The sequence below is a fragment of the Dyella kyungheensis genome (genome assembly GCF_016905005.1).
In the GTDB taxonomy this organism is placed as follows: Bacteria; Pseudomonadota; Gammaproteobacteria; order Xanthomonadales; family Rhodanobacteraceae; genus Dyella; species Dyella kyungheensis.
The window spans coordinates 41,242-58,718 of the sequence record NZ_JADIKC010000012.1; the positions used below are offsets into that span (position 1 = coordinate 41,242).

12 protein-coding genes are annotated in these 17,477 nt (G+C 65.7%); 9 read left to right on the forward strand and 3 right to left on the reverse strand.

Annotated elements, in window-relative coordinates:
* Positions 1-34: 34 nt before the first annotated feature.
* Together ISP20_RS20035 and glk are read right to left on the reverse strand one after the other, a co-directional pair.
* Positions 35-2,809, reverse strand: a complete 2,775-nt coding sequence (locus ISP20_RS20035; RefSeq protein ID WP_204637919.1) for a TonB-dependent receptor — start codon at positions 2,807-2,809, stop codon at positions 35-37.
* Positions 2,810-2,903: 94 nt separating this feature from the next.
* Positions 2,904-4,013 (reverse strand): glucokinase, encoded by a 1,110-nt coding sequence (gene glk, locus ISP20_RS20040; RefSeq protein WP_425490876.1) that lies wholly within the window; start codon positions 4,011-4,013, stop codon positions 2,904-2,906.
* Between the two features lie 431 nt (positions 4,014-4,444).
* Between glk and ISP20_RS20045 the strand changes: the two genes are divergently transcribed.
* The 4 genes from ISP20_RS20045 to nagA all read left to right on the forward strand — a co-directional run bounded on the left by ISP20_RS20045 (position 4,445) and on the right by nagA (position 9,121).
* Positions 4,445-5,731, forward strand: coding sequence for a sugar MFS transporter (locus tag ISP20_RS20045; RefSeq protein WP_204637920.1), 1,287 nt, complete (start codon positions 4,445-4,447; stop codon positions 5,729-5,731).
* A gap of 86 nt (positions 5,732-5,817) precedes the next feature.
* Entirely contained in the window at positions 5,818-6,870 is a 1,053-nt protein-coding gene (locus tag ISP20_RS20050) for a LacI family DNA-binding transcriptional regulator (protein ID WP_204638016.1), read from the forward strand.
* A 62-nt stretch (positions 6,871-6,932) separates the two neighbouring features.
* Positions 6,933-7,967, forward strand: coding sequence for an SIS domain-containing protein (locus ISP20_RS20055; protein WP_204637921.1), 1,035 nt, complete (start codon positions 6,933-6,935; stop codon positions 7,965-7,967).
* The gene (nagA, locus tag ISP20_RS20060; RefSeq protein ID WP_204637922.1) at positions 7,967-9,121 is read left to right on the forward strand and encodes an N-acetylglucosamine-6-phosphate deacetylase; all 1,155 of its coding nucleotides are present in this window, start codon (positions 7,967-7,969) and stop codon (positions 9,119-9,121) included. Before ISP20_RS20055 ends, nagA begins: the two co-directional genes overlap by 1 nt.
* A gap of 203 nt (positions 9,122-9,324) precedes the next feature.
* Here nagA and ISP20_RS20065 read toward each other — a convergent pair whose 3' ends face one another.
* Positions 9,325-10,968 (reverse strand): LTA synthase family protein, encoded by a 1,644-nt coding sequence (locus ISP20_RS20065; protein WP_338031039.1) that lies wholly within the window; start codon positions 10,966-10,968, stop codon positions 9,325-9,327.
* A 275-nt stretch (positions 10,969-11,243) separates the two neighbouring features.
* Between ISP20_RS20065 and ISP20_RS20070 the strand changes: the two genes are divergently transcribed.
* The 5 genes from ISP20_RS20070 to thrC all read left to right on the forward strand — a co-directional run bounded on the left by ISP20_RS20070 (position 11,244) and on the right by thrC (position 17,420).
* Positions 11,244-13,244 carry a bifunctional 2',3'-cyclic-nucleotide 2'-phosphodiesterase/3'-nucleotidase gene (locus tag ISP20_RS20070; protein ID WP_204637924.1) on the forward strand — a complete coding sequence of 667 codons (2,001 nt, stop codon included), beginning with the start codon at positions 11,244-11,246 and terminating at the stop codon, positions 13,242-13,244.
* 76 nt (positions 13,245-13,320) lie between these two features.
* Positions 13,321-13,572: a hypothetical protein gene (locus ISP20_RS20075; protein ID WP_204637925.1), complete on the forward strand. Its 252-nt coding sequence runs from the start codon at positions 13,321-13,323 to the stop codon at positions 13,570-13,572.
* A gap of 448 nt (positions 13,573-14,020) precedes the next feature.
* Positions 14,021-15,115 carry a homoserine dehydrogenase family protein gene (locus ISP20_RS20080; RefSeq protein WP_204638017.1) on the forward strand — a complete coding sequence of 365 codons (1,095 nt, stop codon included), beginning with the start codon at positions 14,021-14,023 and terminating at the stop codon, positions 15,113-15,115.
* Positions 15,115-16,092 (forward strand): homoserine kinase, encoded by a 978-nt coding sequence (locus ISP20_RS20085; RefSeq protein WP_204637926.1) that lies wholly within the window; start codon positions 15,115-15,117, stop codon positions 16,090-16,092. The genes ISP20_RS20080 and ISP20_RS20085 overlap by 1 nt, the downstream gene beginning before the upstream one ends.
* On the forward strand, positions 16,089-17,420 hold the full coding sequence (gene thrC / locus ISP20_RS20090) for a threonine synthase (RefSeq protein WP_204637927.1): 1,332 nt from the start codon (positions 16,089-16,091) through the stop codon (positions 17,418-17,420). Before ISP20_RS20085 ends, thrC begins: the two co-directional genes overlap by 4 nt.
* Positions 17,421-17,477: the final 57 nt, after the last annotated feature.

The window sequence follows — 17,477 nt, forward strand, 5'->3', positions numbered from 1 at the left end:
CAGGCCCTTAGCGGGGAGTTGCTTTTAATCAGGATCAGAACTTGAAGTTGGCCTTGAGCATGTACTGGCGACCGGTCACGTACTCGTTCGCCAGCTGCGTCTTGCTGCCCAGGTACGCGTAGTACTTGGAGTTCAGCAGATTGAGCATGTTGAGGGTGACCGAGAAGTTCTGGTTGATCTGGTAACCCAGCGTCGCGTCCAGTTCCTTGAAGCCGTCGATATAGGTCGGCGCGGCACCGGCCACGTAACCACCGGCGAGGTAGCTGGAACGGTAGCTGTAGGCCAGGCTGGCGCTGTACGGGCCTTCTTCGTAGTACGGGGCCACCGTGTACGAGTTCTTGGAGTTGTACGGGAGGGCACCGCCGCTCTTGGTGTTGGCGTCCGAGTACGTGTAGTTGGCACGCAGACCGAAGCCGTAGCCATACGCCTGCTGGTAGCTGATGGTGCCGCCCTTGACGGTGGCGCGGCCGCCATCTTCCGGCGCGGAGACGCTGTAGTTGCAGATGCCTGCCGTGGTGCACTGGCCCGAAGCGACCAGCGACTGGCCGGTCAGGCCATCGGCGAAGCCCGGCAGCGTCCACGAACCATTGACGCGTTCCTGGAAGGTGGCCTTGTTGACGATGTAGTTGAGCACGTTCTTGTAGAAGAACGACACAGCCACCATCGACTGCGGGTTGAAGTACCACTCGGCCGAACCGTCCCAGTTGACGGCGCGGTACGGGTTGACGTTCGGGTTGCCGGCCGAGGCCGTCAGCACCGTGTCGTTGGCGGCGAAATACGGCGCCATCTGGTTGTACGGCGCGTACGCGATGGTCTCCGAGCCCGCGCCGCGCAGGATGATGTCCGGCGTGACGTTGTAGGCGATGTTGAACGACGGCAGCCAGTCGTTATGCGTGCTCTTCTGCGTGATGTAACCGAAGCCGCTCGGGAAGTCGCAGCCCCAGACGTCCGCCGTGGCGCACGGTGCAGGGATCACCCAACCGCTGCTGGTGTTCTGGGTGTGCACGAAGCGCGCGCCGATGTTGCCATGCAGGTTGTCGTTGCCGAAGTTGGCCTGCAGGTAACCCGCCGTGTTCTGCTGCTGGATGGCGAAGGTGTTGTCCCAGTACGAGTTGGGATCCTGCACCGTGCCGAAGCCCGGGCTGTTCTGGATGGCATCGAAGATGGCCTGCGCGCCAGCGGTCTGCACGTGCTGGACCATGCTCTGGCTCAGGCCAAGATCCTTGGAACCGGACAGGTCGGTCAGGCCGCCGAAGCCGATCTGGCTGAGCGTGAGCGTCTGCGCGCCGGTGAACACGTTGAGGGTCTGGCTTTCCCAGTGCGAGGCGTAACGCGCGCCGACACTGATGGAGTTGAGGAAACCGTCGAAGTCCTTGGTGAAATCGAGCTGACCGTAAGTGTCCTTAGCCTTGTAGAGCTCCTTGCCCAGGTTGCCTGCCCAGCCGTTGTCGGCCCAGTAGTTGGGATCGTTGGCGGTGGAGGGATCGTCGAACTGCGCGCCCTTGTTCAGCGACCAGCTGTAGCCGCCGCCGTAGAAGATTTCCTTCACCGCCTGTTCCATCGGGTTGCGCGAGACGCTCACGCCGGCCTGGCCGCTCAGGCGCCAGCCGTCACCCTTGTACTCGCCCGACAGGTCCACACCCTTGGTGGTGATGACCGACTTGCGTGCGTTGTTGTCGGTATAGGTGTGCGCGGTGCTGGCGCAGGCGAGGTCGTTGACACACGGCGTACCGGCCTGGGTGCCGCCGGTGATGATGCCGTTGGGGCCTTCGGTCAGCGAGGTGATGCCGGCCGGCGAATTGGCCGCCCACGGATACATCGACTGGTTGACGTTGCTGAGGTTGTCGCGCGCGTACATCAGGCCCAGGTTGAAGCCCAGGTTTTCGGTCGGCTTCCACTGGATGTTGCTGGTGACGCTGTCGCGCTTCTCGGTCTGCTCGAAGTTGGCCGCGTTGACTTCCTGCGGCACCAGGTCCGAGCCCTTGATCTTGCCGGCGGCAATCTCGTTCTGCAGCGCCGCGTTGCCGGTAGCCAACGAGGACACCGTGGAATAGCCGAACACTTCCATGCCTTCGCGGTTCTGGAACTGCTCGTAGTGTTGGGCCGATACGTCGACGCCGAAGGTCTTGGCGTCGTTATGCCAGCTGTAGAACACCGAGCCCGACGGACGGCTGCTCTCGACCATGTCGTTGTAGTTCACGCCGAACGAACCGGTCAGCGTATTGGACGGCACGTCCAGCGGCTTGATCGTGTGCATGATGATGGTGCCGCCAAGCGCGCCTTCCGCCAGGCGGGCTTCCGGGCTCTTGTAGATCTCGAGGTTGCCGATCACTTCCGGCGCGAGCAGCGAGAAGTTGAAGCCGCGGTTCGGCGCGTCATCGTACAGCCATACCGCCTGCGCCACCGGGTGACCATCGAGCAGCGTGAGGTTGAGGCTGGGATCCATGCCGTTGATGCTGACGCGCTGGGTCGCGCCGAACTGGCGATCGAGCGTGACGCCCGGAACCTGGGCCAGGGCTTCGGCCACGTTGCTGGCGGGGAACTTGCCGATGTCTTCGGCGGTGATCGCATCGACGATGGCGTCGGCATTGCGCTTGGTGTCCATCGACGCCTGCAGGCTCGCGCGGATACCTGTAACGGTGACGGTTTCCAGCTGCTTGGCCTTGGCCTGGTCAGCGGTGGCCTGGTCGGACGACGACGACTGGGCGGCCGGGCCGCTGGTCTTGGTCGCGTCCTGCGCGTGGATGGAGCCAACCAAACACAGGCCGGCGATGATGCTGGCTGCTAGCAGAGTCTTGCGGTGTGACATGAGATCCTCCCCTCGAAGGCGTTTCTGCAGCGGGCGCTGTGGGACGTCCGGCTGCGGCGTGGCGATGGGCTTGCGCCCGGTTAGTTGATGGGTCCTACCTGGTTACTGCGCTCTCCCCGGCGCGAGAGCCCGCGAAGGCGCTTGAGCCGTCTTGCAAATCCAGAAACAGCCCGGCGGCACCGATCACACCGTGCTGGCCGTGCTCCATCAGTCGTACGGGAACCTGTTGCAGGAAGGCGCGCATCACGCCTTTGTTGAAAAAGCGCTGGCGGAAACTGCTGGCAAGCAACGCTTCGCGGATCTGCGGAAGAATCCCGCCGGCCAGGAACACCCCGCCGCGCGCGCCGTACAGCAGACACAGGTCGCCCACGAAGCTGCCGAGCAAACCGCAGAACACATCCAGGGCTTCCACGGCCGCTTCGTCGCTGCGCTCCAGCGCCGACTGCGTCACCTGGCTCGGCAGCGTGAGCACCGGGGCCTGGCCGCGCAGCGTGCACAGCGCGCGATAGAGGTTGAGCAAGCCGGGACCCGACAGCGCGTGTTCGAACGACACATAGGCGCGATCGCGCGACAGCGTGCGAAGAATCTCGATCTCGCGTTCGTTGCCCGGCGCCAGCGCGATCTGGCCCGCTTCGGTGGCCAGCACGGTGGCGTGCGGCTTGCCCGGCAACAGCACCGCCGAACCCAGGCCAGTGCCCGGACCCATCACCAGCACCGGACCGTCGGCGGGCGGTGCCTCGCTTTCGATCACCGCGGTAGTGTCGGCCTGGCTGAGGAACTGGGTGGCATAGGCCACCGCTTCGAAATCGTTGACGACCGCGAGCTGTTCGATGCCCAGGCTGTCGCGGATATCGCGGATGGAGACCGGCCAGGGCAAGTTGTCGTTGACGATGGCGTCGCCCAGCACATAGCCGGCACTGGCGACCGCGCAACGGCTCACATGCACCGAGTGATCGAGCTGGCCCACGAAGTCCTGCAGCACGGCAGTGAGGCTCGGCCAGTCCGCACACGCATAGCGGTGGTACTGCAGCACCGTCACCGGACGCGTGCCGTCCGGATCGCGGCTGACCAGCCCGATGCGAGCGTGCGTTCCTCCGACGTCGGCGGCGAGAAACGCCCCCGACGGGAGCGGCAGCCGACGCGCCTCCAGACTGTGGTTACTGCTTTGCGCCACCGTCATCCCCTCGTCATTCCTGTGTCGCATTGCCCTGCCTGCGACCCGATTTTGACCCGAGTCTTGACTCGCATGACAACGTTGTCAACAGACCGTTTTTTCATGCGAAACAAGGGTTTGGCGCAGGCCAGCAATCGCAGCAAATGACGCCCTCAACGCAAGATCATGATGCGGTGCAACACCATGTAAATAAAGCATTTTTTAACTAACGTGAGGCGCTGCCTCGGGGCCATATCACCCCTATTGCGACGCAGCACGAGGGTGCCCGAACGCGATCCTTGCGATCCTCGCCTTGTGCACCTTTGGATGGCTCACTCGTGTCAGAATTTGACAACGTTACGCATAGCGTCGATAAACGCTCATCTCTCCCTCTGTTTCACAGCGAGGGAGGGGCTTTGAGGGGGAATCGGACCTGTGCTGGTCCATCGTTCAGCGGCCATCCGCGGGGAGTAAGTCCATCCATGTCTGCCACTACGCTTGCCGCTGGCGAGCCACGCTCATCCAGCGTGGTGCCGATGCTGATCATCGGCGTGTTGTTCTTCATTTTCGGCTTCGTGACCTGGCTCAACGGTCCGCTGATCACCTTCGTGAAGCTCGCCTTCAACGTCGATGACGTGTCCGCTTTCTTCGTACCGCTGGTGTTCTATTTTTCGTACTTCTTCCTGGCCATTCCTGCGTCGAGCGTGCTTCGCCGCACCGGCATGAAGAAGGGCATGGGCCTGGGGTTGTTCGTGATGGCGATTGGCGCGGTGCTGTTCGGCCAGTTCGTCAGCATGCGCATCTTCTATCCGGCGCTGGCCGGCCTGTTCGTGATCGGCGCGGGCCTCGCGCTGCTGCAGACCGCTTCCAATCCGTACATCAGCATTCTCGGCCCGATCGACAGCGCCGCGCAGCGCATCGCCTTCATGGGCATCTGCAACAAGGTGGCCGGTGCGCTGGCGCCGTTCGTGTTCGGCGCGCTGGTCTTGTCGGGTATCGACACCTTCGACCAGCAGGTCAAGGACGCCGCCTCGCCCGAGGCAAGGGAGGCGCTGCTCAACGCATTCGCCGCCAAGATCCACATGCCGTACATGATCATGGCCGGCCTGCTGGTGGTGCTGGCGATCTGGGTGGTGCGCTCGCCGCTGCCGGAGATCAAACCCTCGGGTGCAAACGCCGAAGCGGATATCGGCCATGCCAAGGGCGGCATCTTCAGCTTCCCGCACTTGTGGCTGGGCGTGCTGTGCCTGTTCCTCTACGTGGGCGTGGAAGTGATGGCGGGCGACGCCATCGGTACCTACGGCCAGGGTTTCGGCCTGCCGCTGGACGAGACCAAGCACTTCACCTCGTACACGCTGATCGCCATGCTCGGCGGTTACCTCGCGGGCCTGGTGCTGATTCCCCGCTTCATCTCGCAGCAAAGCTACCTGGCGGTATCGGCGGTGCTCGGCGTGCTGTTCACGCTGGGCGCGTACATCACCACCGGCCATACCTCGGTGGGTTTCGTCGCCGCCCTGGGTTTCGCCAACGCCATGATGTGGCCGGCGATCTTCCCGCTGGCCATCCACGGCCTGGGCCGCCTTACCGAACGCGGCTCGGCGCTGCTGATCATGGCGATCGCCGGCGGCGCGCTGGTGCCGCAGCTGTTCGTGCACCTGAAGCAGTACTTCAACTTCCAGCTGGTATTCATGGTCCTGATGGTGCCCTGCTACCTGTACATCCTCTACTACGGCGTGAGGGGGCATCGCGTCGGCCAGCACGCGCGCTGAAGCCTCGGCCGGCGCCTTCCGCGCCGCCGGGCAAGGCCCCGCTGGGCTACGATGCCGCTACTTACCGATAGCCGGAGTTTCTTGTGTTGCGCAACCCCACCATCAAGGACGTCGCCAAGCGTTCCGGCGTTTCGCTCAAGACCGTCTCGCGCGTGATCAATCACGAGGCATCGGTTCGCGCCGATACGCGCGAAAAGGTCGAGCGCGCAATCGAGGCCCTGGGCTATCAGCCCAATCCTTCCGCGCGCGGCCTGCGCAGCACGCATGCCTACGCGATCGGGCTGGTCTACGACAACCCGAACGCGCACTACGTGATCAGCATGCAGGACGGCGTGTTGTCGGCCTGTCGCGAGCGTGGCTTCGGCCTGCTGATCCATCCGTGCGATTCGACCTCGCCCGATCTGGCGGCGGAGTTGTGCGCGCTGGTGGAACGCAATCGCCTGGCCGGCCTGGTGCTGGCGCCGCCGATGTCCGAGCAGGCCGAGCTGGTCAATACGCTGATCGCCAACGACATCAGCTTCGTGCGCATCATTTCCTCGCGCGACGATCCTCATGACGGCGCACCGTGCGTCTACATCGACGACCGTAGCGCCGCTTACGCGATCACCGAACACCTGATCCAGATGGGTCACAAGCGCATCGGCTTCCTGTGGGGCGAACCGCATCACCGGTCCAGCCCGGAGCGTTACCAGGGCTATGCCGACGCATTGCGCGACTACGGCCTGCCGCTCGACAAGAAGCTGGTGCTGCCCGGCCGTTATGCGTTCGACGACGGTTTCCGTGGTGCCCGCAAGCTGCTGGCGCTGAAGGATCCACCGACCGCGATCTTCGGCAGCAACGACGAAATCGCGGCCGGCGTGCTCGCGGCGGCACGTTCGAGCAACGTGGATGTGCCGTGGGGGCTGTCCATCGCCGGCTTCGAGGACAGCCCGTTCTCCAAGCAGGCATGGCCTGCGCTCACCACCGCGCGGCAGTCCACCAGCGATATCGGCCGCCATGCGGCGCTGCAGCTGATGGCCGAATTGCAGCGCAAGGCTGGCGCGGCGGTCGAGCTGCCGCACAGCGAATGTTTTGTACCCGAACTGGTCGTGCGCGGTTCCACCGCGCCACCGCAAACCCCGGCGCCCCGCAAGGGTTGAGGTCGCGCTAGCGCACCTTGGCCTCGCGGCATGCGCCTCGTGCATGTCACCGAGATAGGACGATGAAAGAAGCCAGCTCCACTTTGATGTACCGCGAGGCCCACGAGGCGGCCGCCGTGGTCGAGCGTCAACTGCGCGAGAACGCGCCGATCCTGAAGACGCTCGGCGAGCAGCTGCGGGCCAAGCCGCCCCGCTTCATCGTCACCTGCGCGCGCGGCAGCTCCGATCACGCCGCCGCCTATGCCAAGTATGTGTTCGAAACCCGCCTGGGTTTGATCACCGCATCGGCCTCGCCGTCCATCTCGTCCATCTACGATGCCGACCTGCATATGGATGGCGCCTTGTTCGTCGCCATCTCGCAGTCAGGCAAGAGCCCCGACCTGCTGCGCAGCGCGCAGGCCGCGAAAGATGCCGGCGCCCACGTCGTCGCCTTGGTCAACGTGGAAGATTCCCCGCTGGCGCAGATGGCCGACACTTTCGTGCCGCTGCGTGCGGGCCCGGAGCTGAGCGTGGCCGCCACCAAGAGCTACCTCGCCACGCTGGCCGCCGTGCTGCAGCTCACCGCGCATTGGAGCAACGACGCGACGCTGCACGAAGTGGTCAATCGCCTGCCGGATGATCTGCGTCGTGGCTGGGACTGCGACTGGAGTCCGATGGTGAAGGGCCTCACCAACGCGAGCAGCCTGTTCGTGGTCGGTCGTGGCTTCGGTTTCGGCGCGGCGCTGGAAGCAGCGCTCAAGCTCAAGGAAACCTGCGGCTTGCATGCCGAGGCTTTCAGTGCCGCCGAAGTGAAGCACGGCCCGATGGCCATCGTGGGCGAAGGCTTCCCGGTGCTGTTCTTCGCACAGGGCGATGGCACGCAGGACAACACCATCGCGGTAGCCAACGAGTTCCGCTCGCGCGGCGCCCGCGTCTTCATCGCCGCGCCGGGCAACCACGATCCCGACAAGCTGCCGCTGCCGGACAACATCGCGCCCATCGTGACGCCGCTGCTCGCCGTGCAGAGTTTCTATCGCGCCGCCAGCGCACTGTCGCTGGCACGCGGTTTCGATCCTGACGTACCGCCGCATCTGCGCAAGGTCACGGAGACGATGTAATGGGCACGCCACTCACCGCACTCATCAACGGTCGCGTACTCGCCGACCACGGCCCGCAGGAAGGCTTGGCGGTGCTGGTGCGCGGCGAGCGCATCGAGGCGATCACCCGCGCGGACGATGCACGCGTCAGCGGCGCAACCAAGCACGATCTCAAGGGTCAGCTGCTGTTGCCTGGCTTCATCGACGTGCAGGTCAACGGCGGCGGCGGCGTGCTGTTCAATGCCGAGCCCACGGTGGAGGCACTCGCCGCCATCGGCGCCGCGCATCGCAAGTACGGCACCACCGGCTTCCTGCCGACGCTGATCACGGATACCGCCGAAGTGATGCGCAAGGCGCTCGATGCGGTCGATGCCGCCATCGAGCAAGGCGTGCCGGGCGTGCTCGGCATCCACCTGGAAGGCCCGTTCCTGGCCACCGCGCGCAAGGGCATCCACGACGCCAAGCTGTTCCGCCTGCCGGATGCCGACGACATCGCCGCGATCACGCGCGATCGCCGTGGCGTGGTGATGCTCACGCTCGCCGTGGAAGAAGTGCCGCTCGATACCATCCGCCAGCTCAGCGAAGCAGGCGTGATCGTGGTCGCCGGCCATACCGCGGCAACCTACGACACCACGCGTGCCGCGCTCGACGCGGGCGTCACCGGCTTCACCCATCTCTACAACGCGATGACGCCGCTCGGCAGCCGCGAGCCCGGCGTGGTCGGCGCGGCGCTGGACGATCCGCACAGCTGGTGCGGCTTGATCGTGGATGGCCATCACGTGCATCCGGTCGCGCTGCGCGTGGCCATTGCCGCCAAAGCCAAGGGCAAGAGCGTGCTGGTCACCGACGCGATGCCGCCGGTGGGCGCGGACAGTCCGGAATATGTGCTCAACGGCCAGACCATCATTGCCCGCGACGGCATCTGCCAGAGCGACGACGGCGTGCTCGCCGGCTCCGCGCTGGACATGGCGACCGGCGTGCGCAACCTGGTGAACATGGTCGGCCTGCCGCTGGCCGAGGCCTCACGCATGGCGAGTGCGTATCCGGCCGCGTGGCTGGGGCTCGAGCGCACGCATGGTCGCCTGGTGGCGGGCCAGCATGCGGACTTCGCGGTGCTCGATGACAAACTCTCGGTGACGGAAACCTGGATTTCAGGCATCCATTACACCGTCTGACACCGCCCCCATCACTTCCCTTTGTGGGAGCACACCCTGTGCGCGACGCCTGACGGAGCGGTAATTTGCCACCACCGCTGTCGCGCATAAGTTCGAAAGCCCTCATGCAGGAACCCACCCTGTGAGCGACCGCCGCAGCATCGAGCTATCGCTCCGTCAGGCGTCGCGCACAGGGTGCGCTCCCAAAGTTGGAATACCGGCGCTTACTCGTACACGTGCAGGCGGTTGAAGATCCACGCGTGATACGACTTCACCAGGCCCGGCTGCGTGCAATCGGTGTAGAGACCGTTGCAACGCGTGCGCAGCGAAATGGCTGCCGAGAAATACGGATCCGTCGGCAGGTCGGCCGCCTGCAACACCATGCTCGGCAGCAGCGCGATGTCGAGCATCGGGTAGCGCGGCAACGGCGCGCCCTGGAAGTTGCTCTTGATCATGTAGTAGGTGAGATAGTCCTTGACCGAGGACAGCTCATCCGGCCAGGTGCGCGGCATCGAGCGGATCAATCCGCTGAAGGATGGCTGGTGATCGCCGAAGTGCACCAGCACCGTGGGTTGCGCGCGATCGAGGAAATCGTGTTCCAGGCTGCGCATCGCCACATCGGAGTTGTGCAGGTTCGACAGGTACGTGTTGAAGTTGAGCGATTCGGCCGTCGGCAGGCCCTTGAGCACACCCTTGTTGAACGGCGCCGGCAGCGACGACAACGGATCGGTATCGTGCGGGCCGTGCTGCGCCAGCGTCAGGATCATCACGAACACCGGCTGGCCCGGCTTCTTCACCTTGTCGTAGACGCGCTTGGCGGCGTCGAACATCTGCTGGTCGGTCTCTTCCCACTCTTCCAGGCCCAGCTGCGTGGCGTCGTAGAACTGGTCGAAACCGTAGGCGCGGTACGCGTTGCGGCCGTTGAGGAAGGCGCCGTTGGTCGGGTAGATCGCGACGGTGAGATAGCCCAGCCGCTGCAGCTGGCGCGGCAGGCTGTCCTGCACGTGCGGTGCCAGCACGTAGGGTGCGTACATGCCGCCCGGGCCGAAGATGTCCTGCGGCATGCCGGTGAGCGTGGCGAACTCGCTCACCCAGGTGCCGCCGCCGAAGGTGTGCACGCGCATGGGACCGGTCGAGCGCGTGCGCACATCCGTCTTGAACATCGACACGCGGCATTCGGGGATGTTGCACTTGGTGAAGTTGGACGGATCGAAGGTGCTTTCTTCCAGCACCTGCACGATGTCCGGATACGACTCAGGCGAACGCGGCATCGCCGCGGGCTCGCCGGATGCGGTGGCACCCCACTCCTGCTCGGCCTGGGCTTCGTCGCCCATGTCCGGCATGCGGACGTCCGAATCGCTGAAGTTGACGAAGAAGTTGGTGATCTGCGCGTCGTCGGAGAGTTTCTCCCACACGTTCTTCGCATGCACTTCGGCGAACGGGCCGTTCGGCAGCAGGCACACCCAGAACGCGAACGCCCACACCGCCATGCCGCTCAGGCGCACGGTCCACGCACGGCCGCGGCTGAGATGCGCCAGCAGGCGGCGGTCGAAATGCCACACCGCCCACAGCACCAGCGGCGCCACCACACCCACCACCACCGAGAGCATCCACAGGTGCGGATAGTGGCCCAGCGTTTCGAGCAGGCTGCTGCGCGCGTAGTAGACGAAGTCCGCCGGCATCAGCGGCGAATCGAGATAGCGCAGCTTCATCACCGAGAGGAAGTTCAGCCCGAGGAACAAGCCGCCGCTCACCACCAGCGCCGTGGCCGGACGCGCGAAGGCCGACAGCAGCACGCCGAACGCGCACACCATCAGCGCGATCACGAATGCCTGCTGCAGCAGCGCCGGCTCGCGCAGCGCGGTCATGCTGATGCAAAACACGAAAAAGGCCGCCGCGACCAGCCAAGGTCCGGTTCTTCGCAGAAAGCGTGTGAGTGGTTGCGGCATGGTGGAAAAGGCCCCCTGTTTGGCCCGGTGTCATTCGAGCGCAATTCTACGGACTTGCAACTGTCACATGCACAATGGCCGGCAACGGCCAAACGGCGCCCTTATGCGGTTCAGCAGCCGTTGCGCCGGCAAGCCGCCATGCCGATCTGCTAGGTTTGCCGACTTGCCCCTTTTGCCGCCCCATGGACAGGCCGATGACCCACCGCCTTCTTCCCCTCGCCGCCCTCGCCGCTGCCGTTTTGGCGGGCTGCGCCGGCCAGACCGCCAGCCAGACGAACAGCCATGCCGCCGCCCTGCCCGACGGCAGCCGCGCCCAGGTGGCGATCCTGGAAACCACCGACGTCCACTCCAACGTGCTCAGCTACGACTATTACAAGCAGCGCGAAGACGACACGGTGGGTTACGAGCGGGTAGCCACCTTGATCCGCCGGGCCCGCGCCCAGTACCCGAACAGCTTCCTGTTCGACAGCGGCGACACCATCCAGGGCAGCGTGCTGGCCGACTACCAGTCGCTGGTGAAGCCGGTGGGCTGCGGCGAGGAATTGAGCATCTACCGCGCCATGGACGCGATGGGCTACGACGGCGGCACCGCCGGCAACCACGAATTCAACTACGGCCTGGGCTTCCTCTCCCAGGTCACCGGCACCCCGATGAACGTGGAAGGCGGCCATGCCGACCGCTGCGCCGGCCCGCACTTCCCGCTGGTGCTGTCCAATGTGTACAGCGCCCGCGACGGCGCGCCGATCTTCAAGCCGTGGACGGTGGTGCAGAAGGACATCACCGTCACCGGCCCGGACGGCAGCACGCACAAGGTGCCGCTGAAAGTCGGCATCATCGGCTTCACGCCGCCGCCGATCCTGGAATGGGACAAGCAGAACCTGGCCGGCAAGGTGACCGTCACCGGCGTGGTCGAAGCGGCGCAGAAATATCTGCCGGAACTGGAAGCGCAGCATCCGGACATCGTGGTCGCCGTGCTGCACGGCGGCCTCAATACCGCGCCCTATACGCCCGACATGGAGAACGGCGGCTGGCACCTGGCCGGCGTCCCGGGCATCGACGTGCTGCTGCTCGGTCATTCGCACACCGAGTTCCCCGGCCCGCACTACAAGGGCATGAAGGACGTGGACGCCGAGCGCGGCTTCGTGCGTGGCAAGCCGGCGGTGATGGGCGGCTTCTTCGGCAAGGACCTGGGCGTGATCGACCTGGCCCTGCAGCGCAAGGACGGCCGCTGGGTGATCGACGACAACCAGACGCACAGCGAAGTGCGCCCGATCTGCGCCAGGAAGAACGACTGCGTGCCGGCCGACCCGGCCATCGCGCCGCTGGTCAAGCAGGCGCACGAAGCGGCCGTGCAGTACGTCAACACGCCAATCGGCGAAACGCGTGTGCATCTGAGCAGCTATTTCGCCGACGAGGGCAACATGACCGCGCTGGCGCCGATCAATGCGGCGATGCGCGACTACGTACAAAGCGAGCTGCCCAAGTCGCATCCGGAACTGGCCAAGCTGCCGGTGCTCTCGGCCGCTGCCGCCTTCCGCACCGGCTTTGGCGGTCCGGATGACTACACCGATATCGCGGTGGGTCCGCTGACGCTGCGCAGCGCGGCCGATTTGTACTTCTATCCCAACACGCTCTCGGCGGTGAAAGTGGACGGCGCCGGCCTCAAGGCGTGGCTGGAAAAGGCCGCCGAGCGCTTCAACCGCATCGACCCGGGCATGGACGGCGAGCAGCAACTGATCAGCGACCGCCTGCCCGGCTACAACTTCGACCAGATCCAGGGCGACCTGAGCTACCAGATCGACGTGACCAAGCCGGCCGGCGAGCGCATCGTCAAGCTCAGCTACAAGGGCAAGCCGGTGACGCCGGAGCAGCCGTTCGTGGTGGCCACCAACAACTACCGCGCCAGCGGCGGCGGCAACTTCCCCGGCCTGGACGGCAACAACATCGTGCTGGCCGCTCCGGACGGCGCCCGCGAAATCCTGGCCAAGTGGCTGCAGCAGAAGAAGACCCTGACCGCCAGGGACCTGCCCGCCGCCTCCTGGCATTTCGTGCCGGTGAAGACGCGCGGCGACGTGGTGTTCAAGGCTGCCTCGAACAAGCAGGACGTGGCGCGCGAGGCGGGCCTGAAGAACATTCGCCAGCTGAAGGACAACGGTGACGGCACGGCGGTCTATGCCATCGATCTGTCGCACTGAATCAGGCACTGGCGACGAACGCGCGGCGGCGTAGACTGCGCCGCGCGTTCACCACGGCCTGCCCGGAGGCAAAGCCATGCAAGGCGACAAGACTTACTGGTTCCCCGCCAAACGGTACGGTTGGGGCTGGGGTTTCCCCAGCACCTGGCAGGGGCTGCTGGTTCTCGTCGCCTATGCCGCGCTGCTCGCCGTGGGCGTGCGCTGGCTGTTGCCGCAGCATCACCAGGGCGGCTTCCTTCTTTATGCAGGCGCGCTCACCGTCATCCTGGTGCTGGTCTGCTGGCTCAAGGGCGAGCCGCCGGGCTGGCGCTGGGGCCATAGAGACTGAGCCTTCCTGTGGGAGCGCACCCTGTGCGCGACAGCCTGACGAAGCGGCGACCCGGTCGCCCACAGGGTGGACTCCTACAACTTCTAGCCGTAGAAAGTTTCAAACGAACCTGTTGACTGCACTGCAGCATCGGGCCTATGTTCAAGCCATGTCGCCGCTTATTGCGCCAGCACGCATGTTCCAGCACCCGCCCCGCGGGTACGCGTCGCTGTCCGCCGGCGCCATGACCCTCGCCACCACGACCACCACCACGACCACTATTACCACCAGGTCGGGGTGGAGCTGCGTGCGCGAATAAGTTTCTGACGCAAACGGCCCCGCCCTCGATGAGGCGGGCCGGCGCACACTCCGACTCTCCTCCGCGAGCACGGGCCATCCACATGGAGAGGCCATCGTGAACGCTGTCGCATCACCCTCGCTCGAACAACCGTCGTTACCGCCACATGCCATGGCGCTGCCGACGACCACCGCGCGCCAGCGCGTCCTCGCCGTGGGCCTGGTCGGTCCCGGCCGCGTCGGTAGCGCCTTGCTGGACCAGCTGCGAACCGCCCAGCCGCGGCTTGCGCGGTCAGGACTGGAGCTGCGCCTGTGCGCCGTGGCCGCCAGCCGCCGCATGTGGCTCGATGCCGACGATCCCGAGCTCAACGGCCGCCACGACAGCGCGCAGACCTGGCGACCGAGCAATCTGGACGAGTTCGCCGCGCACCTGCGTGGCGATGACGGTCGTCACGCGCTGGTGATCGACTGCAGCGCCAGCGAGGCCGTGGCCTCGCGCTATCCCGAGTGGCTCGCCGCCGGCATGCATGTGGTGACGCCGAACAAGCTCGCCAGCAGCGGCCCGCTGCCGCGCCTGCAGGCCATCCACGCCGCCTGCGGCAGCGGCGCGCGCTTTCGCTATGAAGCCACGGTGTGCGCCGGCCTGCCGGTAGTGCAGACGCTGCGCGACCTGCTCGATACCGGCGATGCCTTGCTGGCGGTGGAAGGGATGTTCTCCGGCACGCTGGCCTGGCTGTGCAATCGCCACGATGGCAGTCGCCCGTTCTCCGAGTGGGTGCACGAAGCCCATGCCCTGGGCTACACCGAACCCGATCCGCGCGACGATCTTTCCGGCCTCGACGTGGCGCGCAAGCTGGTGATCCTTGCCCGTGAAGCAGGCTGGTCGCTATCGCTCGACGACGTGGACGTGCAAAGCCTGGTGCCGGACGAACTGGCCAGGCTGCCTGCCGATCAGGCGATGAAGCAGCTTCAACTGCTCGACGCACCGATGGCGCGCCACCTCGCCGATGCACAAGCGCAAGGCTGCGTGCTGCGCCATGTCGCCAGCCTCGATGCCAAGGGCCATGCCAGCGTGCGGCTGGCGCAACTACCGGCATCGCATCCGTTTGCCCATACGCGTCTCACCGACAACGTCGTACAGTTCACCACGCACCGTTATCGCGACAACCCGATGCTGGTGCAGGGTCCCGGCGCCGGGCCGGAAGTGACGGCGGCGGGCGTTTTCGCCGATCTCCTGCGCATTGCCGAAGCGCTGGAGGTGCGGTGATGAATGCGCAATTGATCGATTCCATGCCCACTCCCCAGCGCGCGTTGAGCGCCCAAGCCATGGCCTACGCCAGCGTCGGCAACGTCGCGGTCGGCTTCGACATCCTCGGTCACTGCGTGGCCGGTGCCGGCGATCGTGCCGTGGTACGCCGCATCGACGAACCCACCGTACGCATCGCTGCCATCCATGGGCGTGTGACCGATCTGCCGCTGGAAGCGAGCGGCAATACCGCGGGTGCGGCGCTGTTGTCGCTGCGCCGCGCGCTGGGTTTGCGCCATGGCTTCGAAGTGGTGCTGCACAAGGGCATCGCGTTGGGTTCGGGCATGGGCGGCTCGGCGGCCTCGTGCGTGGCGGCGCTGGTGGCGGCCAACGCGTTGCTCGAACGTCCACTGCCGCGCGAAGCGCTCTACGGCTTCGCCCTCGACGGCGAGGCCGTGGCCAGTGGCAGTCGCCACGGCGACAATCTGGGACCGATGCTGCTCGGCGGCCTGGTGCTGGCTACACGCGATCGCCTGCTGCGCCTGCCGGTGCCGGAGCAATGGCATTGCGCGCTGGTGCATCCGCATACCGTGCTGGAAACGCGCAAGGCGCGCGAGGTGCTTGCCGGTGGTTTTTCGTTGCATGACGTGGTGGCGCAACACGCCAATCTCGCGCTGGTGCTCACCGGCCTTCATCGCAGCGACGCGGAGCTGGTGCGCGAAGGTCTGAAGGACGTGCTGGTGGAACCAAGACGCGCGCCGCTGGTCCCAGGATTCGCGCGCGTGAAACAGGCTGCCCTGGATCATCACGCGCTCGGCGCAAGTATTTCCGGCGCCGGTCCCAGCGTATTCGGCTGGTACGAGCGGCGCGAGGATGCCGAACGGGCGGCAGCGGCCATGTCGGCAGCGTTCGCCGAAGAAGGCCTGGCCAGCGACGCGCTGGTGTCACCCATCAATGGACCGGCGGCGGCGCTGGTCGACGAGGAAGACGCGGCATGAGCGAGCCGTTGCATTACCGGAGCACACGCGGCGCGCAACATGCCGCGCGCATCGAGGAAGTGATCGCAGCCGGCCTGGCGCCCGACGGCGGACTTTACGTGCCCGAGGCGCTGCCGCCGCTGGACGTCGTCGATTTCGACTGCGGAGGCACGCTGGCCGATACCGCAGCCACCCTGCTGGCGCCGTTCTTCCGCAGCTCGTCATTGGCACACGAGCTTCCGGCGATTTGTCGCGAAGCGTTCCATTTCGATGTGCCGCTAAGGCCACTGGCGTATCGCAACGACGCCTCCGTGCTCGAGTTGTTCCATGGGCCGAGCGCGGCGTTCAAGGATGTCGGCGCACGTTTTCTTGCCGCCTGTTTTCGCCGGCTGCGTGCCGGGACGAAGACACCGCTGACCATCCTGGTGGCGACATCCGGCGATACCGGAGCGGCCGTCGCTTCCGCGTTCCATGGGCAGCATGGCGTACGCGTGGTGATCCTCTATCCGGATGGGCGCGTATCGCCGCGCCAGGCGCATCAGCTGGGATGTTTCGGCGACAACGTGCAGGCCTTGCGCGTGGACGGCAGCTTCGATGACTGCCAGCGGATGGTGAAAGCCGCGCTCAACGACACGGAACTGCAGCGACGCGTACCGCTTTCTTCCGCCAACAGCATCAGTCTCGGCCGCCTGCTGCCGCAGATGAGTTACTACGCACACGCATCGCTGGCCTGGTGGTATCGCCATCGTGCGCCGCTCAACTTCATCGTGCCCACCGGCAATCTCGGCAATGCACTGGCCTGCGTGTGGGCACGCGACATGGGCCTGCCGATCGGCGAGATCCATCTCGCCTGCAACGCCAACGCCACGCTCAGCGACTACTTCGACGGCTCGCCCTATTCACCCCGCCCCGCCGTCGCCACCCTGGCCAACGCGATGGACGTAGGCGCTCCCAGCAACTTCGAGCGGCTGCGCTGGACCTACCCGCACGACCACGAACTGCGCCTGCAACTGCACGCGAACAGCGTCGACGACGCCACCATTGCCGAAACCATCGTGCAGCACGCGCGCGACCACGGCGAGGTGTTCTGCCCGCATACCGCCACCGCGGTACACCTGCTCGACAGCATGGGCGTCACCGGCCTGCCCTGGGCCGTGGTGGCGACGGCTCATCCGGCCAAGTTCGACAGCGTGGTCGAGCCGTTGATCGGTCGACACATCGAAGTGCCGCCCGCCTTGGCGGCGATGTTGCAACGCCCGGCGCACGCGGAGCCAATGTCGGCAAGCGACGATGCGTTGAAGGCGTGGCTGGCGCAGCCGGTGGAAGTGAGTCAAGCCGTGGCCGGCTGAATCCCCCTGCTTCCGGTGGGAGCGCACCCTGTGCGCGACAAGCCGACGGAGCGATAC